The organism is Bradyrhizobium sp. 195 (genome assembly GCF_023101665.1).
In the GTDB taxonomy this organism is placed as follows: domain Bacteria; phylum Pseudomonadota; class Alphaproteobacteria; order Rhizobiales; family Xanthobacteraceae; genus Bradyrhizobium.
The window spans coordinates 7,255,730-7,272,158 of sequence record NZ_CP082161.1 but is presented as its reverse complement, the minus strand read 5'-3'; the positions used below and the strand labels follow the sequence as shown (position 1 = coordinate 7,272,158).

The window sequence follows — 16,429 nt, the reverse complement described above, 5'->3', positions numbered from 1 at the left end:
TGGGTGGCGGCAAGCTTTCCACGACCCCTGCTGCCGCGCGCTTCTACCCCGCTTGCGCGATCAATCCGTCAATCATCGCTCGCACGAGGCGAGCGATTTCTTCGCGCAGCGCCGGCAGCGGCACGGCAACCAGCTTCTGCTCCAGTCCCAGCGCCACCATGCCATGCACCGCCGAGAACAGGCTGCGCGCCGTGATGCCAAGCTCCTCGGAGCTACGCTTCGGAAACAGCGTGGCCAGCGGCTGGTAGATGTGGCGGAACAGTTGCATCTGGTCTGCGACGGACCAGTCGGGGACGGTCTTGTCGGACTGCATGCGGTGCTCGAACAGCGCGCGCCAGAGCTGGAGATTTTCCGCCGCGAAATCGCAATAGGCGATGGCGATGCGGACCAGGCTCTCTTGCGGCGGCGGTTCGCCCGCGCTTTCCGCTGCGCTGAGCGCCTCGTCGAGCCGGAGCAGCGTGCGCGAGCCCACGCGCAGGATCAGCTCGTCCATGTCGGCCACGAGATTGTAGACCGCGCCATTGGCGCAGCCGATCTCGCGGGCGAGATCGCGGGTTTTCAGGCCGGACAATCCGCGGTCGGCGATCATCCGCTCCGCCGCCAGGATGAGGTCGGTTCGAAGTTTCTCTCGACGTTCCAAGGCTTTAGACATAAGTCAGCCAAATTTTGAGCGTTGCTCAAATTTCTCTTGAACATTGTTCAAGTTCTTTGCTACAAAGAGTTTGTGAGCAGCGCTCATAACAGGGAGTAGCCAATGTTCAAGACCGTAGTGACACTTTTCCGCGGCAGCGTGGCCGCCGCGGGCGAAGAACTGGAAGACCGGACGGCCCTTCTGATCCTCGACCAGCAGATGCGCGATGCGGCCGCGGCCGTCGAGCGCAGCAAGCGGACGCTGGCCTTGGCGATCGCGCAGGATCAGCAGGAGGGCCGCAAGCTCGAGGCAACCGTCGCGCGGATCGCCGATCTCGAAACGCGCGCGGTTGCGGCGCTCGACGGCGGCCGTGAGGATCTCGCCAGGGACGCCGCCGAGGCCATCGCAGGCCTTGAGGCCGACCGCGATGCGGCGATGACGGCTCGTGCGCTGTTCGCGACCGAGATCGCCCGGCTGAAGCGGCACGTCGCAGCCGCGCAGGCCCGCATCACCGAGCTCGATCGGGGCCGTCGCGTCGCCCGCGCCTCGGAGGCGGTGCGCTCGCTTCGCCGCAGCGGCATCGAGGCCGCGCGTCCTTACGAATCCACGCTGCCGGAGGCGGAGAGCACCCTGAGGCGTCTGCGCGATCGGCAGATGGAAGCCCAGGCTGCCGACGACGCGCTGGTCGAACTCGATGCGGCCACGGGCCCCCTCGCTACCGCCGAGAGACTCGCCGAGCAGGGCTTTGGCCCGCGGCTGAAGACGACTGCGGACGACGTGCTGGCGCGGTTGAAGTCCAACCGCACGCCGACTGCCTGATCCCCAACCCATCATCATTCAAGCCAACAGGAGACCATCATGAACCAGAACGGCCAGCCCCATAGCAGCGCCTGGGTGACCTTCACTTACGCGTCCTTTGCAGCCTCCGCGTTCCTCGTCGCTATCGGCGTCTTCTTCCTGCCGATCGACTTCTGGATGAAGGGCTATCTCACCATGGGTATAGTCATGCTGATCCAGACCTGCATCACCTTGACCAAGACCGTGCGTGACAATCACGAGAGCAGCCGGCTGGTGAACCGCATCGAGGACGCGAAGGCCGAGCGGCTGCTGATGGAGGTTTCCAAGGCCGCTTGAAAAAAAGATGCCTGGAGCCGATCCGGACGAAAAGCAGGAGAGCCGCGGAGCAGCTCGCGCCGCGGCTCTCGCGTCCGCAACCATCCGGAACGACGTCTTGATGGTCGTGATCCGCATCACGCATTGTGCTTCGGCTGCAGGTGGGATATGGCTCTCGCGCTTTTCAGAGGCGGAGACGAGCTTTGTCGAAACAATCGCTGCGTGAAGAGGCCGAGCGCCTGATCCGCGAATCGATGGAAAAGAAGACCATCGTCGTCAAGCAGGGCGCGACCCGCATCGAGGCCGTCTGCGGCAAGTGCGGCGCGCCGAACCGGGTCCAGGCGGAGAAAGGCCAAACCCGGGTCAAGTTCGCTTGCAAGAATTGCGGGCATCAGCAAGAGACGCTGTAGGCTCTTCCCCTCTCCCCCTGTGGGAGAGGGTGGCTCGCCGCAAAGCGGCGAGACGGGTGAGGGGACTCTCTCGGCGAGCACCTTCACGCAGTTGAATTCGCGGATGCATACCCCTCATCCGGCGCTTCGCGCCACCTTCTCCCGCAAGGGGAGAAGGAAGGCGGCCACTCCTCTTTCGCCCCTACTTCCCCTCCACAAACCTCTTGAACGCATCCGCATAGTCCGGGTGCCAGCGCGACAGTGGCGGGCGGTTCTCGATGATGTCGCCGGCGGCCCATTCCATGCGCTTCTCGTCGAGCGCGCGCGGTACGTCATTGTCCGGGCAGAGAATGTAAAAGTCGCCCACCTCCAGCCGTGCCAGCATGAAATCGATCGTCTGTTCCGGCCTCCAGGCGCCGGCCGGCTTTTCGGTGCGTCCCTTCGCGGTGAGGCCGGTGAAGACGAAGCCGGGGATCAGCAGGTGTGCCGTGACGCGACAATCCTTTGTGTTGCGCAGCTCGTGCTGGAGCGCTTCGGTAAATGTTTTCACCCCGGCCTTGGAGACATTGTAGGCGGGATCGCCCGGCGGCGTGGTGATGCCCTGCTTCGAGCCCGTGTTGATGATGAGGCCGTCTTTGCCGCGCGCGATCATGTTGGGCGCGAAGGTGCGCGAGCCGTTGATGATGCCCCACATGTTGATGGCGATGATGCGCTGCCAATTGTCGGGCTCCTCGAACAGAGTGCTGCCTGGCTGGATGCCGGCATTGTTCATGAGGATGTCGGTTCCGCCGAAATGCGCGCCCACGGCCCGCTCCAGTTCCATCACGCTGTCGGCCCTGCTGACATCGACGGCGAAGGTCATCACCTTTGTGGCATCGGTGACGGATGACAGTTTTGTTGCGGCCTCGGTCAGCCGAGCCCCGTCGACATCCGCGATACACACCTTCATTCCAGCGCGCGCGAAGGCCATGGCCGCGGCCAACCCGATACCAGACGCGCCACCGGTGATCACGGCAACATTGTCTTTGACGATGGCGGAATGTGGCATGGGATGTCTCCGGAGGGGGCTTGCTCGAGTTATAACATGGCGGTGCGCGACCCCGCACAAGTCGGCATGGGAGGTCTTCGTTCCGCGCTGCCTTTACGCCTATCCGGCACCGCTGTATCCTTTGACGCAACGATCCCGCCCAGATCGAACCAATCAATCACCTGACAGGGAGTGCAGCCATGGCTGTGTCGCAGGCTATTCCGATCACGCGTCATCCGTTCGCGAACGGGTCCTACAAGCAGATGCTGATCGACGGGAAGTGGGTCGATGCAGCCTCGGGCAAGCGCTTCGAGACCCACAATCCCGCGACAGGCGAGTTGCTCGCAACGGTCGCCGAGGGTGACAAGGAAGACATCGATCGTGCGGTCGCCGCCGCCCGCCGCGCCTTCGAAGGACCCTGGAGCAAGGTCAAGCCGTTCGAGCGGCAGAACCTGCTTCTGAAGCTTGCCGATCTCGTCGAGAAGAATTTCGACGAATTGTCGCAGCTCGACACGCTCGACATGGGTGCGCCGCTCAGCCGCACCCGCGCCTATCGTCTGCGCGCCGTCGGCATGCTGCGTTACTACGCCGGCCAGACCACGGCGATCCATGGCGAGACCATCGCGAACTCGCTTCCTGGCGAAATCTTCTCCTATACGCTGAAGGAGCCGATCGGCGTCGTCGGCGCGATCATTCCCTGGAACGGTCCGCTCACCGCGACGATCTGGAAGATCGGTCCCGCAATCGCGACCGGCTGCACCGTGGTGCTCAAGCCCGCCGAGGAGGCGCCGCTGACCTCGCTGCGCATCGCGGAGCTCGCAATGGAAGCGGGTATTCCGCCCGGCGTCATCAACGTCGTGCCCGGCTACGGCGAGACCGCGGGCGCCGCGCTCGCCTCGCATCACGACGTCGACAAGGTCGCCTTCACCGGCTCGCATGTCACGGGTCAGTCGATCATCCGGGCCTCCGCCGGCAATCTCAAGCGCGTTTCGCTCGAGCTCGGCGGCAAGTCGCCGGACATCGTGTTCGCGGATGCCGATCTCGATGCCGCCGTGCCCGGTGCCGCGATGGCGGTGTTCGCCAATTCCGGACAGATCTGCAGCGCCGGCACCCGTCTGTTCGTCGAGCAGGCGATCTACGAGGAATTCGTTGGCCGCGTCGCCGAGTTCGGCAAGAAGCTGCAAGTCGGCAACGGTCTCGATCCCAATGTGCAGATCGGCCCGCTAGTGTCCGAGCAGCAGCTCGAGCGCGTCACCGGTTATCTCGACATCGGCCAGAAGGAAGGCGCGAGGGCGCTTGCCGGCGGCGGCCGTGTCACCGAGGGCGCGCTGTCGAAGGGCTTTTTCGTCTCGCCGACCGTGTTCGCAGGCGTCCAGGACAACATGCGCATCGCGCAGGAGGAGATTTTCGGTCCCGTCATCTCCGCGATCGCGTTCAAGGACATGGACGAGCTCGTCAAACGCGCCAACAACACCACCTTCGGCCTCGGTTCCGGCCTGTGGACGCGCGACGTCAGCAAGGCGCATGCGGTTGCGAAGTCGCTGCGCGCCGGTTCGGTGTGGGTGAACTGCTACCAGGCGATGGATCCGGCCGTGCCTTTCGGCGGTTACAAGATGAGCGGCTACGGCCGCGAGTCCGGCAAGCAGCACGTCGAGGAATATCTCAACGTGAAGGCCGTCTGGATCAAGACGGCGTAACATCTGTTCTCTCCCGCCTTCCGCGAGAGGGAATATCTGCTTTTCTGTGGGGCGGCGACTTTTCCGGTGGCCGCCCTTCGATATATGATCCGCATCCTTTCATAGCCAGTCGGTGCCCCCCATGAAATTCGAGGCGTTGTTCAAGCCGTTACAGGTCGGTCCGTACAAGCTCGCGATCGCGTCGCGATGGCGCCGCTGACGCGTATGCGGGCCGCGCGCGAGAGCTTTTCGCCGCGCCCGCTCAACGCCGAATATTATGGCCAACGCGCCACAAAGGGCGGCCTGATCATCGCCGAAGCCTCGCCGGTGCTCTCGCACGGTCGCGGCAACCCGGCAACGCCCGGCATCTATTCGGAGGCGCAGATCGCCGGCTGGCGCAAGGTGGTCGACGCGGTGCACGCCAAGGGCGGCATCATCTTCCTCCAGCTCTGGCATGTCGGCCGCGTCTCGCACTCCTCCTTCCATGGCGGCGAGTTGCCGGTTTCCGCTTCGGCGATCCCGATCAAGGCGGAAGGGATGAAGGCAATGACGGCCGACGGCAAGATCTCCGACTATGAGACGCCGCGCGCGCTGGAGACCGAAGAGGTCAAGGATATTGTCGAGGCGTTCCGGCAAGGTGCCAAGAACGCGCTCGCGGCCGGTTTCGACGGTGTCGAAATCCACGGCGCCAACGGTTACCTGCTCGAGCAATTCCTGCAATCGCGCAGCAATCAGCGCACCGATCAATATGGCGGTTCGATCGAGAACCGCGCGCGACTTCTGCTGGAAGTCACGCACGCTGCGATCGACGTCTGGGGTGCGAACCGCGTCGCCGTGCGGCTGTCACCCCACGGCATCGCCAATGATTCCGGCGAGCCCGACCCGATGCCGCTCTACACGCATGTTGTGAAGTCGCTCGACAAGCTCGGCCTCGCTTACCTGCATTTCATCGAGCCGCGCTCGAGCGGTGCGGGCCGCGCCGACGTCAACTGGCAGAATGTGCCCTCCGCAATGGTGCTGTTCCGCCCGCACTACAGCGGCGTGCTGATGACCGCTGGCGGGTTTGTCGGCGAGACAGCGAACGCGGCGATCGCCGAGGGCCATGCCGATATCATCGCCTTCGGCCGCATCTTCATCTCCAATCCCGATCTGCCGCGCCGCCTGCAGCACGACTATCCGATCACGCCGTACAACCGTGCGACGTTCTACGGCGGTGAGGAGAAGGGGTATACGGATTATCCGGTGTACGACGAGCTGACGCCGGCGTAGGTTCCTTCGTAGCCCGGATGGAGCGCAGCGAAATCCGGGTTTTTCGTTCTGCGAGGCAAAGACCCCGGATTGCGCTTCGCTCCATCCGGGCTACGGATCTCGTGTAGCTCCGACCGCGCTACAAACTCCGTCATTGCGAGCGCAGCGAAGCAATCCAGACTGCCTCCGCGGAAACATTCTGGATCGCTTCGCTACGCTCGCGATGACGATGAGGAGAGACTATGGCCAAAGCCGCAGCCGCCGCAGGTACAGCCACCGGCCAATGCCTCTGCGGCAAGGTCACCTTCGAGATCGACATCCCCGCGCGCTGGGCCTGGCACGATCACTCCGTCGCCAGCCGCCGCGCTCACGGCGCGGCCTACGCGACCTACGTCGGAAGCTGGAAGAAGCGGTTTCGCATCATGTCAGGCAAGACCGCGCTCACCCGCTACGAGGACAAGGCCACCAGGACCGCGCGCAGCTTCTGCTCGCATTGCGGCACGCCGATCGCCTATGAGCGCCCGCGCGGCCCGCACATGGTCAACATCCCCCGCGCGCTTTTCAACGAGCGCACCGGTCGGCAACCGCTCTACCACATCGCGATCGAAGAGCTGCAGGAATGGGCTTATACCGGCGAGCCGCTGGTGCCGCTGAAGGGTTTTCCCGGCGTGGTCTGGCAACGCTCGAAAAAGAAGAAGCGCGCAGGTGGCGAGGATCCGTTCGAATTGGGACGGGAGGAGATGTAGCTCCGCTCTCGTGCCCCGGACGCAGCGCAGCACCTCCCCGGCGATGCGCAGCATCGTCCGGTTCGGTGATGCGCTGCTGAGCCGGGGCCCATGCATCGGCGAGCTCGTCGCGAATCTGGTCCCGGCTCTGCGTCGCACCGCTAACGCGCTGCGCCGCGTCCGGGACACGAGACCGTCACGCGCAACGCAGCCATGACCGCACTTCCTTGCGCGTCTAGCAAGATTTCGGCCATCATGCCGTTCGTCCTTGCGGCAACGTCCGCTCTCGGAGGAAACATGAAGAACAACATCACCGGCCGCTCCGCCTTTCTCGCGCTGCTCAAGGACGAGGGCATCACGCATCTGTTCGGAAACCCCGGCACCACCGAGTTGCCGATCATGCATGCGCTGAAGGACCATCCCGACCTCACCTATGTGATGGCGATGCAGGAGAGCCTGGTGGTCGCGATCGCCGATGGCTATAGCCGCGCCTCCGGCAAGCTCGTCGCCTGCAACGTCCATGTCGCGCCGGGGCTCGGCAACGCGATGGGCTCGCTCTACAACGCCCAGTTCACGGGCACGCCGATGATCCTGACCGCGGGACAGCAGGAGCAGGGCCACGGCCTGATGGAGCCGGTTCTGTATGGCCCCTTGGTGCGGATGGCCGAACCACTGGTGAAATGGGCGGTGGAGGTGACGCGGCTGGAGGATTTGCCCCGTATCGTCCGCCGCGCCGCCAAGGTCGCGACCACGCCGCCGACCGGGCCGGTGTTCATCTCGCTGCCCGGCGACATCCTGAACAGCGAGGCCGGGATCGACCTCGGTCGCTCTACCCGCATCGACGCGCGGACAAGACCATCGGACGAAGCGTTGAAAGCCTTTGCGGCGCGGCTCCTTAGGGCGGAGCGTCCCGTCATCGTTACCATGGACGAGGTGGTGAAGAGTGACGCCCTGAAGGAGGCGGCCGAACTCGCGGAGCTGCTCGGCGCGGCCGCTTACCAGTCCTCGACGCCCTTTGGCTCGCACTTCCTCTCGGAGAGTCCGAGCTTCGTCGGTACCCTGGCGCGCGTGCAGAAGGTCGCGCGCGATACGCTTGCGTCATATGACCTCCTGATCGCGCTCGGCGGCGATCCCTTGCGCATGTCGGTTTACAGTGAGGTCGATGCGCTGCCGGAGGGTCTCGGCATCGTCCAGATCGGTCTCGTCGATTGGGAGATCGCCAAGAACTACGGCGTCGAGATCGCGCTGAAGGCGGATTTGAAGGAAACGCTGCGCGCGCTGATCCCGGTGCTGAAGGAGATGGGCGGTGCAGCACTTGCGAGCCGGGCGAAGCAGCGCCTCGCCGAGCTGGCGCCGAAGAACTGGACCGCGCGCCGCGCCGTGCTGGTTGAGCAGATCGGCAAGAGCGCAGGCCGCAGCCCCATCGATCCGGACTTCCTGGTGCTGCAAATGGTCGAGGCCATGCCGGAAAATGCCATCCTGGTCGACGAAGGCCTCACCTCGAGCCGCCAGATCACGGCGCTGCGGCCGCATCGCGATCGCTACGGCTATCACGGCCTCGCGTCCGGCGGCATCGGCTGGGGCCTGCCGGCATCGGTCGGCGCCAGCATCGCCAATCCGGATCGCCCCGTCGTTTGCTTCTCGGGCGACGGCAGCGCGATGTATTCGATCCAGTCGCTGTGGACCGCGGCGCATCACAAGCTGCCGCTCAACGTCGTCATCGCCAACAATGGCGGCTACCGCATCATCAAGCAGCGCCTGCTCGCCTTCCACGGCGACGACAATTATGTCGGCATGGATTTCGTCGATCCACCCGTGGATTTCGCCGGCGTCGCGAAAGCGCTGGGGTGCGAGGCGATCAAGGTCAGCGATCCCAGCGAGCTGAAAGCGACGCTGGCGTCGGCGTTCAATCGGCCGGGCACGAAGCTGATCGAGGTGATGGTGGACGGGAAGGTGTAGGGCGGTGGCAGAGCTATTGCGCCGAGGCCGCCACATACTCAGTTGTCATCGCCCGACTTGATCGGGCGATCCAGTATTCCAGAGGCGGCGGTGATTGAGCCGAATGGCCGCGGCGTACTGGATGCCCCGGTCAAGCCGGGGCATGACAGCGAGGGGGTGGCGCGACTTTCCGTCTATCCCTTATTTCCCACCCGATATCCCGCCGCGGGATGCGGCGCATCGAGCCTTGCGCGGCCGCCGCCGAACAGCTTCTCGCGCAGCGTGCCCTTCGCATACTCGGGCTTATACCGCCCGCGCTTGGTCAGCTCCGGCACCAGCATGTCCGAAATGTCCTCGAAATCGCCTGGCGAGATCGCAAACGCAACATTGAGGCCGTCGACGTCGGTCTTCTCGAACCAGTCCTCGATCTTGTCGGCGACGCTTTCGGGCGTGCCGACGACGACGGGGCCGGCACCGCCGATGCCGACATGCTCGATGACGTCGCGCACGGTCCAGACACGGTCAGGATCACCCCGTGTAACGTTGTCGAGGGCACTGCGGCCGGCATCGTTCTGGACGTGTCGCACTTGCTGGTCGAGCTCATAGCCGGAGAAGTCGATGCCGGTCCATCCCGACATCAGCGCGAGCGCGCCTTCCGGATTGATGTGCGAGCGGTAGTCGGCATATTTCGCAGCCGCTTCGGCCTCCGTGTTGCCGAGGATGATCGTCATCATCGAGAACATCAGGATCTCCGCCGGATTGCGACCAAGAGCGGCGGCTTCCTGGCGGATCGCCGACACGCGCGGCGCAATGATCTTGGCCGATGGTCCCGACATGAAGACGCATTCGGCGTGCTTGGCCGCGAACTGCCGGCCGCGCGGCGAGGTGCCGGCCTGGTACAGCACCGGCGTGCGCTGGGGCGAGGGCTCACTGAGATGGATGGTGTTGTTGATGCGGTAGTTCGCGCCCTCGTGGTTGACGCGATGAACTTTTGTCGGATCGGTGAAGATGCCGCGCTTGCGGTCGCGCAGCACGGCGTCGTCCTCCCAGCTTCCTTCCCAGAGCTTGTAGACCACCTCCATATATTCGTCGGCGATGTCGTAGCGGTCGTCGTGTCCGGCCTGCTTGTCCTTGCCGGCGCCGCGGGCGGCGCTGTCGAGATAGCCGGTGACGACATTCCAGCCGATCCGGCCCTCGGTGAGATGATCGAGCGTCGACATTCGCCGTGCGAACGGATAGGGCGGTTCGAACGACAAATTGCTGGTCACGCCGAAGCCGAGATTTTGCGTCACCGCGGCCATGGCCGAGAGCAACAGCAGCGGCTCGTTTGACGGCGTCTGTGCTGCGTTGCGCAACGCCGCGTCAGGGCTGTTGCCATAGACGTCGTAGACCCCGAGCACGTCGGCCAGGAACAGCCCGTCGAAGCGGCCCCGCTCCAGCGTCCTGGCGAGATCGATCCAGTAGGGCAGGCGGTTATACTCGGCGGTGCGGTCGCGCGGATGGGTCCACAGGCCGGGTGACTGATGTGCGACGCAATTCATCGCGAAGGCGTTGAGCCTAATCTGCTTGGCCATGATGGTCCCTCGGCGCCCTGTACTGAGCGCTCTTCGAATGATAGACGTGCGCCCCAACTTGACGCCCAACTTGGCGACGTTCTTGCATATGGTTTGCGCTTGGCAAGGCCAAAATTGGCGGTACGCCCGCCCTTGGCAAGCCAATCTCAAGCGAGCAAGAACGAAATCGCAAGAGAACACAAGAGAACTGCAAGCGAACTACAAGAACAATCCACTCCCCGCCACTTTCGAAGGGCACTCTTTCTCGGGTAGGGTCCTTCGCGCGAAGTCCGAAAAGTGAGTCATGACCAGAGCCGACGCCATCTCCCGCGCCCGTGAGGATTTCAAATCCGGCGCATTCCTCACCGAGCTCGACCGCCGCGTCGCCTATCGGACCGAAAGCCAGAATCCGTCGCGCGGGGCCGAGCTGCGTGGCTATCTGGAACAGGAGATGATGCCCTCGTTTGCTGCGCTCGATTTTTCCAGCCGCATCGTTGAGTCCCCGAGCGGCAAGGCGCCGTTCCTGTTCGCCGAGCATCATGAGAGCGCGTCAGCGCCGACCGTGCTGATCTACGGCCATGGTGATGTCGTCGACGGCATGGAGGGCGAGTGGCGCGACGGCCGCGATCCCTGGCGCACGACGGTTGCGGGCACGCGACTCTACGGCCGCGGCACCGCCGATAACAAGGGCCAGCACAGCATCAACATGGCGGCGCTGCGCGCCGTGCGCGAGGCCCGTGGCGGCAAGCTCGGCTTCAACGCCAAGTTCATCGTCGAGATGGGCGAGGAGATCGGCTCGCCCGATCTCGGCAAGGTCTGCGATCTCAATCGCGACGCGCTCAAGGCCGATCTGTTCATGGCCTCCGACGGGCCGCGCCTGTCCGCCGACCGTCCGACGCTCTTCCTTGGCTGCCGCGGTGGCATCCGCATCCATTTGGATGTGAACTTGCGCGATGGCGGTCACCATTCCGGCAATTGGGGTGGCGTGCTGGCCAACCCCGCGACCATTCTGGTCAACGCGATCTCCACGCTGGTCGACGGCCACGGCCGCCTCCAGCTTGACGCGCTGAAGCCGCCGCGGCTCACCAACCAGATCCGCAGCTATCTGGCCGATGTGCAGGTGGTCCCTACCGAGGACGAGCCGGCGCTGGCCGAGAACTGGGGCGAGGAGGGGCTTTCGGCCGCCGAGCGGCTCTACGCCTGGAATACGCTGGAAGTGCTGGCGATGTCCTCGGGCAATATCGAGAAGCCGGCCAACGCCATTCCGGGCCATGCCAATGCCGTGCTGCAACTGCGTTTTGTGGTCGGCACCAAAATTGATGGGCTGATCGAGGCCATCCGCGCGCATCTGGCCGGACGCGGTTTTCCCATGGTCGAAGTGCGGGCGGCCCAGAGTTTTGCTGCATCGCGCACCGATTTCGACAGCCCCTGGATCAGATGGGCGGCGGATTCGGTGCAAGAGACCACCGGCAAGCCGCCGGCGGTGCTGCCGAACTTCGGCGGCTCGCTGCCCAACGACGTGTTTTCCGAGATCCTGGGCCTGCCGACGATCTGGGTCCCGCACTCCTATCCCGGCTGCTCCCAGCATGCGCCCAATGAGCACATCCTGCTGCCTTTGACCGAAGAGGCCTTGACGGTCATGGCCGGGCTGTTCTGGGATCTCGGGGAATTGCCCAAGCCGCTAACCTGAGCCGTTAACCTGCGCCGCGATCCAGCCGAAAGTCACATTCTAATCCGGCCCAATCTGTGCTTGCATCCGGGCCGCATCATCCTGAAAGGGGACCAAAAAAGTGAAACACTTCCGTAGCATCGGCCTCGCGCTCGCCGCGACCTTCGCCGTCAGCCAGGCCGGGGCCCAGGAGCTGACCGGCACGCTGAAGAACATCAAGGACACCGGCGCGATCACGCTGGGCTTCCGCGACTCCTCGATCCCGTTCTCCTATCTCGACGACAACCAGAAGCCCGTCGGGTTCGCGATGGACATCTGCTACAAGATCGTCGACGCCGTGAAGAAGGAGCTCAAGCTCGACAAGCTCGAGGTCAAGCTCAATCCGGTGACGTCGGCGACCCGCATCCCGTTGATGGCGAACGGCACGATCGACCTCGAATGTGGCTCGACCACCAACAATGCCGAGCGCCAGAAGCAGGTCGCCTTCACCAACACCCACTACCTGACCGCCAGCCGCTACGTTTTCAAGAAGTCGAGCGGCCTGAAGTCGATCGACGATCTCAAGGGCAAGACGGTGGTCTCGACCGCCGGAACCACCAACATCAAGCAGCTTACCGAAGCCAACGTCGCCAAGAGCCTCGGCGCCAACATCATTCCGGCCAAGGACCATGCCGAAGCCTTCCTGATGGTCGAGACCGACCGTGCGGTCGCCTTCGTCATGGACGACATCCTGCTGGCGAGCCTCGTCGCCGGCTCGAAGTCGCCGGATGACTACGCCATCTCCAAGGACGCTTTCTCCAAGCCCGAGCCCTACGGCATCATGCTGCGCAAGGACGACGCCGCCTTCAAGAAGGTGGTCGATGCCGCGACCGCCGCGCTCTACACCTCCGGTGAAGCCCAGAAGATCTACGAGAAGTGGTTCACGGCCAAGATCCCGCCGAAGGGCCTCAATCTCAACACGCCGATCTCGGCCGAACTGAAGAACGAGTTCGCCAAGCCCACGGACTCACCGAACCCGGACGACTATAAGTAAGCAAAACCTCGATCTTTCGATCGAAATCATGTCCGGCCACTCTTGACACTGGGGTGGCCGGACATTTGCATAGGCGCCGGGACAAAGGGCGCGTTCGCGCGGGGGACACGTGAACTATAACTGGAACTGGGGAATCTTTTTCCAGCCGAACCCGATGGGGACCGGCACCTATCTCGACATGCTGCTGTCGGGTCTGGTGCTGACCCTCAAGACCGCGGCGCTGGCCTGGGTCATCGCGCTGGTCACCGGCTCGTTGGTTGGCGTGATGCGTACGCTGCCATCGAAGGGGGCGAACTGGTTCGGCTTTGCCTATGTCGAATTCTTCCGCAATATGCCGCTGCTCGTGCAGCTCTTCCTGTGGTTCTTCGTGCTGCCGGAACTGCTGCCAAAAGGCGCCGGCATCTGGCTGAAACAGCTGCCGAACGCGCCGTTCTGGACGGCGGCGATCGGCGTCGGCTTCTTCATGTCGGCGCGCGTGGCCGTGCAGCTGCAGGCCGGCATCGGCTCACTGCCGCGCGGGCAGAAGATGGCCGCAACCGCGCTGGGCCTGACGACCGCGCAGGGCTATCGCTACGTGCTGCTGCCGATGGCATTCCGCATCATCCTGCCGCCGCTGACGTCCGAGTTCCTCAACACCATCAAGAACACCGCCGTCGCGATCACCATCGGCCTGCTCGAGCTGACCGGGCAGGCGCGCTCGATGCAGGAATTCTCGTTCCAGGTGTTCGAGGCCTTCACCGCCGCAACCATCCTTTATCTTCTCGTCAACGCCGTCGTCGTGACCGCCATGCGCTTCCTCGAGCGCTGGGTCGCGATCCCCGGTTACATCACGGGGAAATAAGCGATGTTCGCCAATCTCGATTTCGACGTCATCCGCCGCGCACTGCCTTATCTGTTCTTCGAGGGCATGACGTTCACGCTGACGCTGACGGGCCTCGCGGCCCTCGGTGGCCTTGTCTTCGGCACCGCGCTCGCGCTGATGCGCCTGTCCGGCCTCAAGCTGCTCGGCCGGATCGCCGGGGTCTATGTCGACTTCATGCGCTCGCTGCCGCTGGTGCTGGTGATCTTCTGGTTCTACTTTCTGGTGCCCTATATCGGGCAGTGGCTGACCGGCGCCTCGCGCCCGATCAGCGTCGGCGCGTTCGCGTCCTCACTCATCACCTTCATCATGTTCGAGGCGGCGTACTTCTCCGAAATCATGCGCGCCGGCATCCAGTCGATCTCGCGCGGCCAGCCGGCCGCCGCCAGCGCGCTAGGGCTGACCTACGCCCAGACCATGCGCTACGTCGTGCTGCCGCAGGCCTTCCGCAACATGCTGCCGGTTCTGATCACGCAGACCATCGTTCTGTTCCAGGACACTTCGCTGGTCTACGTCCTGTCGATTACGGATTTCCTGGGAGCGGCGAGCAAGGTGGCGCAGCGCGACGGGCGCCTGGTCGAAATGTATCTGTTCGCAGCGGTCGTCTACTTCACCATTTCCTGTATCGCGTCCTTCGGCGTCCGCCGCCTGCAGGCGCGCATCGCCATCATTCGCTAGGGCTAGCCGCTCATGATCGAAATCAGCCACGTCAACAAATGGTACACGCCGAGCTTCCAGGTGCTGACCGATTGCACCACCAGCGTCACCAAGGGCGAGGTCGTGGTGGTCTGCGGCCCCTCGGGCTCGGGCAAGTCGACGCTGATCAAATGCGTGAATGCGCTGGAGCCGTTCCAGAGCGGCGACATCAGCGTCGACGGCACCAAGGTCAACGATCCCAAGACCAATCTGCCGAAGTTGCGTTCGCGCGTCGGCATGGTGTTCCAGCACTTCGAACTGTTTCCGCACCTGAAGATCATCGACAATCTCTGCCTCGCGCAAGAGAAGGTGCTGGGTCGCCCGCACGACAAATCCGTCACCAAGGGCATGCAGCTGCTCGAGCGTGTCGGTCTCAAGGAGCAGGCGCAGAAATTCCCGGCGCAGCTCTCCGGCGGCCAGCAGCAGCGCGTCGCCATTGCACGTGCGCTCGCGATGGATCCGATCGTCATGTTGTTCGACGAGCCGACCTCGGCGCTCGACCCCGAAATGGTCAGCGAAGTGCTCGACGTCATGGTTGATCTCGCCCGCGAGGGCATGACCATGATGGTCGTCACCCACGAGATGGGCTTTGCCCGCAAGGTCGCCAATCGCGTGATCTTCATGGACCGCGGCGAGATCGTCGAGGACGCCGCAAAGGACGATTTCTTCGGCAAGCCGCGCAGCGACCGCGCGCAGAAGTTCTTGTCCAAGATTCTCTCCCACTAACCACCGCGTCATCCCGGGGTGCGCGCAGCGCGAGCTATGGTGCGCAATTGCGCACCTGAGGATCGATTGGGCGGCAGGCGAGAGGTGAGATGGATTCCGGGCTCATTCGCTTCGCGAATGCCCCGGAATGACGGATCGAGGGTTTATCGCGCTCGCCAAATCTCCTATACCGAGAGCCAAATCCCCTTCCTCCCCAGGAGACCTGCCTTGGACCCGATCGCCTACGTCAACGGCTCATTCGTCCCGCTCTCGGACGCCAAAATCTCGGTCCTCGATCGCGGCTTCCTGTTCGCCGACGGCATCTATGAGGTCTCGGCCGTGCTCGACGGCAAGTTGGTCGACAACGCCTCGCATCTGGCGCGGCTTGAGCGCTCGGTCGGCGAGATCAGCTTGAGGCTTCCGGAGACGGTCGAGCGGATCACCGAGCTGCAGAAGGAGCTGATCGCGCGCAACACGCTCACGAACGGCCTCGTTTACCTCCAGGTGACACGCGGCGCCGACAAGGGCCGCGACTTTCCGTTTCCCAAGGGCGACGTCAAGTCGAGCCTGGTGATGTTCACCTCGGAGAAGGACATCATCAACGCCGCGTCGGCGAAGGCCGGCATTAACGTCATCACCGTACCGGACATCCGCTGGGAGCGGCGCGACATCAAAAGCGTGGCCCTGCTGGCGCAGGTCCTGGCGAAGCAGGCCGCGGCCGAAGCCGGCGCGGGCGAGGCCTGGATGCTGGAAGACGGCTACGTCACTGAGGGCGGTTCGTCCTCGGCGTTCATCCTCACCAAGGACGACGTCATCGTGACCCGCAAGAACTCCAACGCGATCCTGCCGGGCTGCACCCGCAAGGCGGTGGTGGCGCTCGCCGAAGAGCGCCAGCTTCGCGTCGAGGAGCGCTCGTTCACGGTCGCTGAGGCGCTGGCTGCCAAGGAGGCCTTTGCGACCTCGGCGTCGCTGTTCGTCCAGCCGGTGGTTGCGATCGACGGCAAGAAGATCGGCGACGGCAAGCCCGGCCCGATGGCCACGCGCCTGCGCGAGATCTACGTGGAGTTCGCCAAGGCGACGGCGGTTTAGCCGCGCACTCCGCGGTCATCGCCCGGCTTGACCGAGCGATCCAGTATTCCAGAGACGGAAGTCGTATACGGATCCGCC

At 64.0% G+C, this 16,429-nt stretch carries 15 protein-coding genes and 1 pseudogene; 13 read left to right on the top strand and 3 right to left on the bottom strand.

Annotation, left to right across the window (positions count from 1 at the left end; translation table 11 throughout):
* Positions 1–43 precede the first annotated feature (43 nt).
* Entirely contained in the window at positions 44–652 is a 609-nt protein-coding gene (locus IVB26_RS33925) for a TetR/AcrR family transcriptional regulator (RefSeq protein WP_247969314.1), read from the bottom strand.
* A gap of 102 nt (positions 653–754) precedes the next feature.
* On the opposite strand from IVB26_RS33925, the gene IVB26_RS33920 reads away from it, so the two are divergent.
* The 3 genes from IVB26_RS33920 (at position 755) to IVB26_RS33910 (ending at position 2,154) form a co-directional block, all read left to right on the top strand.
* Entirely contained in the window at positions 755–1,450 is a 696-nt protein-coding gene (locus IVB26_RS33920; protein ID WP_247969313.1) for a PspA/IM30 family protein, read from the top strand.
* Positions 1,451–1,489: 39 nt separating this feature from the next.
* Entirely contained in the window at positions 1,490–1,765 is a 276-nt protein-coding gene (locus IVB26_RS33915; protein ID WP_063197515.1) for a YiaA/YiaB family inner membrane protein, read from the top strand.
* Positions 1,766–1,947: 182 nt separating this feature from the next.
* Positions 1,948–2,154: a hypothetical protein gene (locus IVB26_RS33910; RefSeq protein ID WP_008145196.1), complete on the top strand. Its 207-nt coding sequence runs from the start codon at positions 1,948–1,950 to the stop codon at positions 2,152–2,154.
* A 181-nt stretch (positions 2,155–2,335) separates the two neighbouring features.
* Here the strand turns inward: IVB26_RS33910 and IVB26_RS33905 are convergent, their stop codons facing one another.
* Positions 2,336–3,181, bottom strand: coding sequence for an SDR family NAD(P)-dependent oxidoreductase (locus tag IVB26_RS33905; RefSeq protein WP_247969312.1), 846 nt, complete (start codon positions 3,179–3,181; stop codon positions 2,336–2,338).
* A gap of 179 nt (positions 3,182–3,360) precedes the next feature.
* Here IVB26_RS33905 and IVB26_RS33900 point away from each other — a divergent pair, with 179 nt between their 5' ends.
* The 4 genes and pseudogenes from IVB26_RS33900 (at position 3,361) to IVB26_RS33885 (ending at position 8,768) form a co-directional block, all read left to right on the top strand.
* Positions 3,361–4,857 (top strand): aldehyde dehydrogenase family protein, encoded by a 1,497-nt coding sequence (locus IVB26_RS33900; protein WP_247969311.1) that lies wholly within the window; start codon positions 3,361–3,363, stop codon positions 4,855–4,857.
* 121 nt (positions 4,858–4,978) lie between these two features.
* A pseudogene (locus IVB26_RS33895) lies at positions 4,979–6,105 on the top strand (alkene reductase).
* A 221-nt stretch (positions 6,106–6,326) separates the two neighbouring features.
* Positions 6,327–6,830, top strand: coding sequence for a GFA family protein (locus IVB26_RS33890; RefSeq protein ID WP_247969310.1), 504 nt, complete (start codon positions 6,327–6,329; stop codon positions 6,828–6,830).
* A gap of 276 nt (positions 6,831–7,106) precedes the next feature.
* A complete protein-coding gene (locus tag IVB26_RS33885; RefSeq protein ID WP_247969309.1) occupies positions 7,107–8,768 on the top strand; it encodes a thiamine pyrophosphate-binding protein in 1,662 nt (553 codons plus the stop codon).
* 173 nt (positions 8,769–8,941) lie between these two features.
* On the opposite strand, the gene IVB26_RS33880 is transcribed toward IVB26_RS33885, so the two are convergent.
* Complete coding sequence (locus IVB26_RS33880) at positions 8,942–10,321, bottom strand: LLM class flavin-dependent oxidoreductase (RefSeq protein WP_247969308.1); 1,380 nt, start codon at positions 10,319–10,321, stop codon at positions 8,942–8,944.
* Positions 10,322–10,604: 283 nt separating this feature from the next.
* Between IVB26_RS33880 and IVB26_RS33875 the strand changes: the two genes are divergently transcribed.
* The 6 genes from IVB26_RS33875 (at position 10,605) to IVB26_RS33850 (ending at position 16,351) form a co-directional block, all read left to right on the top strand.
* Positions 10,605–11,990: a M20 family metallopeptidase gene (locus IVB26_RS33875; RefSeq protein WP_247969307.1), complete on the top strand. Its 1,386-nt coding sequence runs from the start codon at positions 10,605–10,607 to the stop codon at positions 11,988–11,990.
* 100 nt (positions 11,991–12,090) lie between these two features.
* A complete protein-coding gene (locus IVB26_RS33870; RefSeq protein WP_247969306.1) occupies positions 12,091–13,002 on the top strand; it encodes an amino acid ABC transporter substrate-binding protein in 912 nt (303 codons plus the stop codon).
* A gap of 109 nt (positions 13,003–13,111) precedes the next feature.
* Positions 13,112–13,843, top strand: coding sequence for an amino acid ABC transporter permease (locus IVB26_RS33865; protein WP_247969305.1), 732 nt, complete (start codon positions 13,112–13,114; stop codon positions 13,841–13,843).
* Between the two features lie 3 nt (positions 13,844–13,846).
* Entirely contained in the window at positions 13,847–14,539 is a 693-nt protein-coding gene (locus IVB26_RS33860) for an amino acid ABC transporter permease (protein WP_247969304.1), read from the top strand.
* 12 nt (positions 14,540–14,551) lie between these two features.
* Positions 14,552–15,283, top strand: coding sequence for an amino acid ABC transporter ATP-binding protein (locus IVB26_RS33855; protein WP_247969303.1), 732 nt, complete (start codon positions 14,552–14,554; stop codon positions 15,281–15,283).
* 207 nt (positions 15,284–15,490) lie between these two features.
* On the top strand, positions 15,491–16,351 hold the full coding sequence (locus tag IVB26_RS33850; RefSeq protein WP_247969302.1) for a D-amino-acid transaminase: 861 nt from the start codon (positions 15,491–15,493) through the stop codon (positions 16,349–16,351).
* Positions 16,352–16,429 lie beyond the last annotated feature (78 nt).

Bases quoted from the DNA above. Each gene is read 5' to 3' on its own strand.
- IVB26_RS33925 (WP_247969314.1), bottom strand. From the start codon at position 652: ATGTCTAAAGCCTTGGAACGTCGAGAGAAACTTCGAACCGACCTCATC.
- IVB26_RS33920 (WP_247969313.1), top strand. From the start codon at position 755: ATGTTCAAGACCGTAGTGACACTTTTCCGCGGCAGCGTGGCCGCCGCG.
- IVB26_RS33915 (WP_063197515.1), top strand. From the start codon at position 1,490: ATGAACCAGAACGGCCAGCCCCATAGCAGCGCCTGGGTGACCTTCACT.
- IVB26_RS33905 (WP_247969312.1), bottom strand. From the start codon at position 3,181: ATGCCACATTCCGCCATCGTCAAAGACAATGTTGCCGTGATCACCGGT.
- IVB26_RS33900 (WP_247969311.1), top strand. From the start codon at position 3,361: ATGGCTGTGTCGCAGGCTATTCCGATCACGCGTCATCCGTTCGCGAAC.
- IVB26_RS33890 (WP_247969310.1), top strand. From the start codon at position 6,327: ATGGCCAAAGCCGCAGCCGCCGCAGGTACAGCCACCGGCCAATGCCTC.
- IVB26_RS33885 (WP_247969309.1), top strand. From the start codon at position 7,107: ATGAAGAACAACATCACCGGCCGCTCCGCCTTTCTCGCGCTGCTCAAG.
- IVB26_RS33880 (WP_247969308.1), bottom strand. From the start codon at position 10,321: ATGGCCAAGCAGATTAGGCTCAACGCCTTCGCGATGAATTGCGTCGCA.
- IVB26_RS33875 (WP_247969307.1), top strand. From the start codon at position 10,605: ATGACCAGAGCCGACGCCATCTCCCGCGCCCGTGAGGATTTCAAATCC.
- IVB26_RS33860 (WP_247969304.1), top strand. From the start codon at position 13,847: ATGTTCGCCAATCTCGATTTCGACGTCATCCGCCGCGCACTGCCTTAT.
- IVB26_RS33855 (WP_247969303.1), top strand. From the start codon at position 14,552: ATGATCGAAATCAGCCACGTCAACAAATGGTACACGCCGAGCTTCCAG.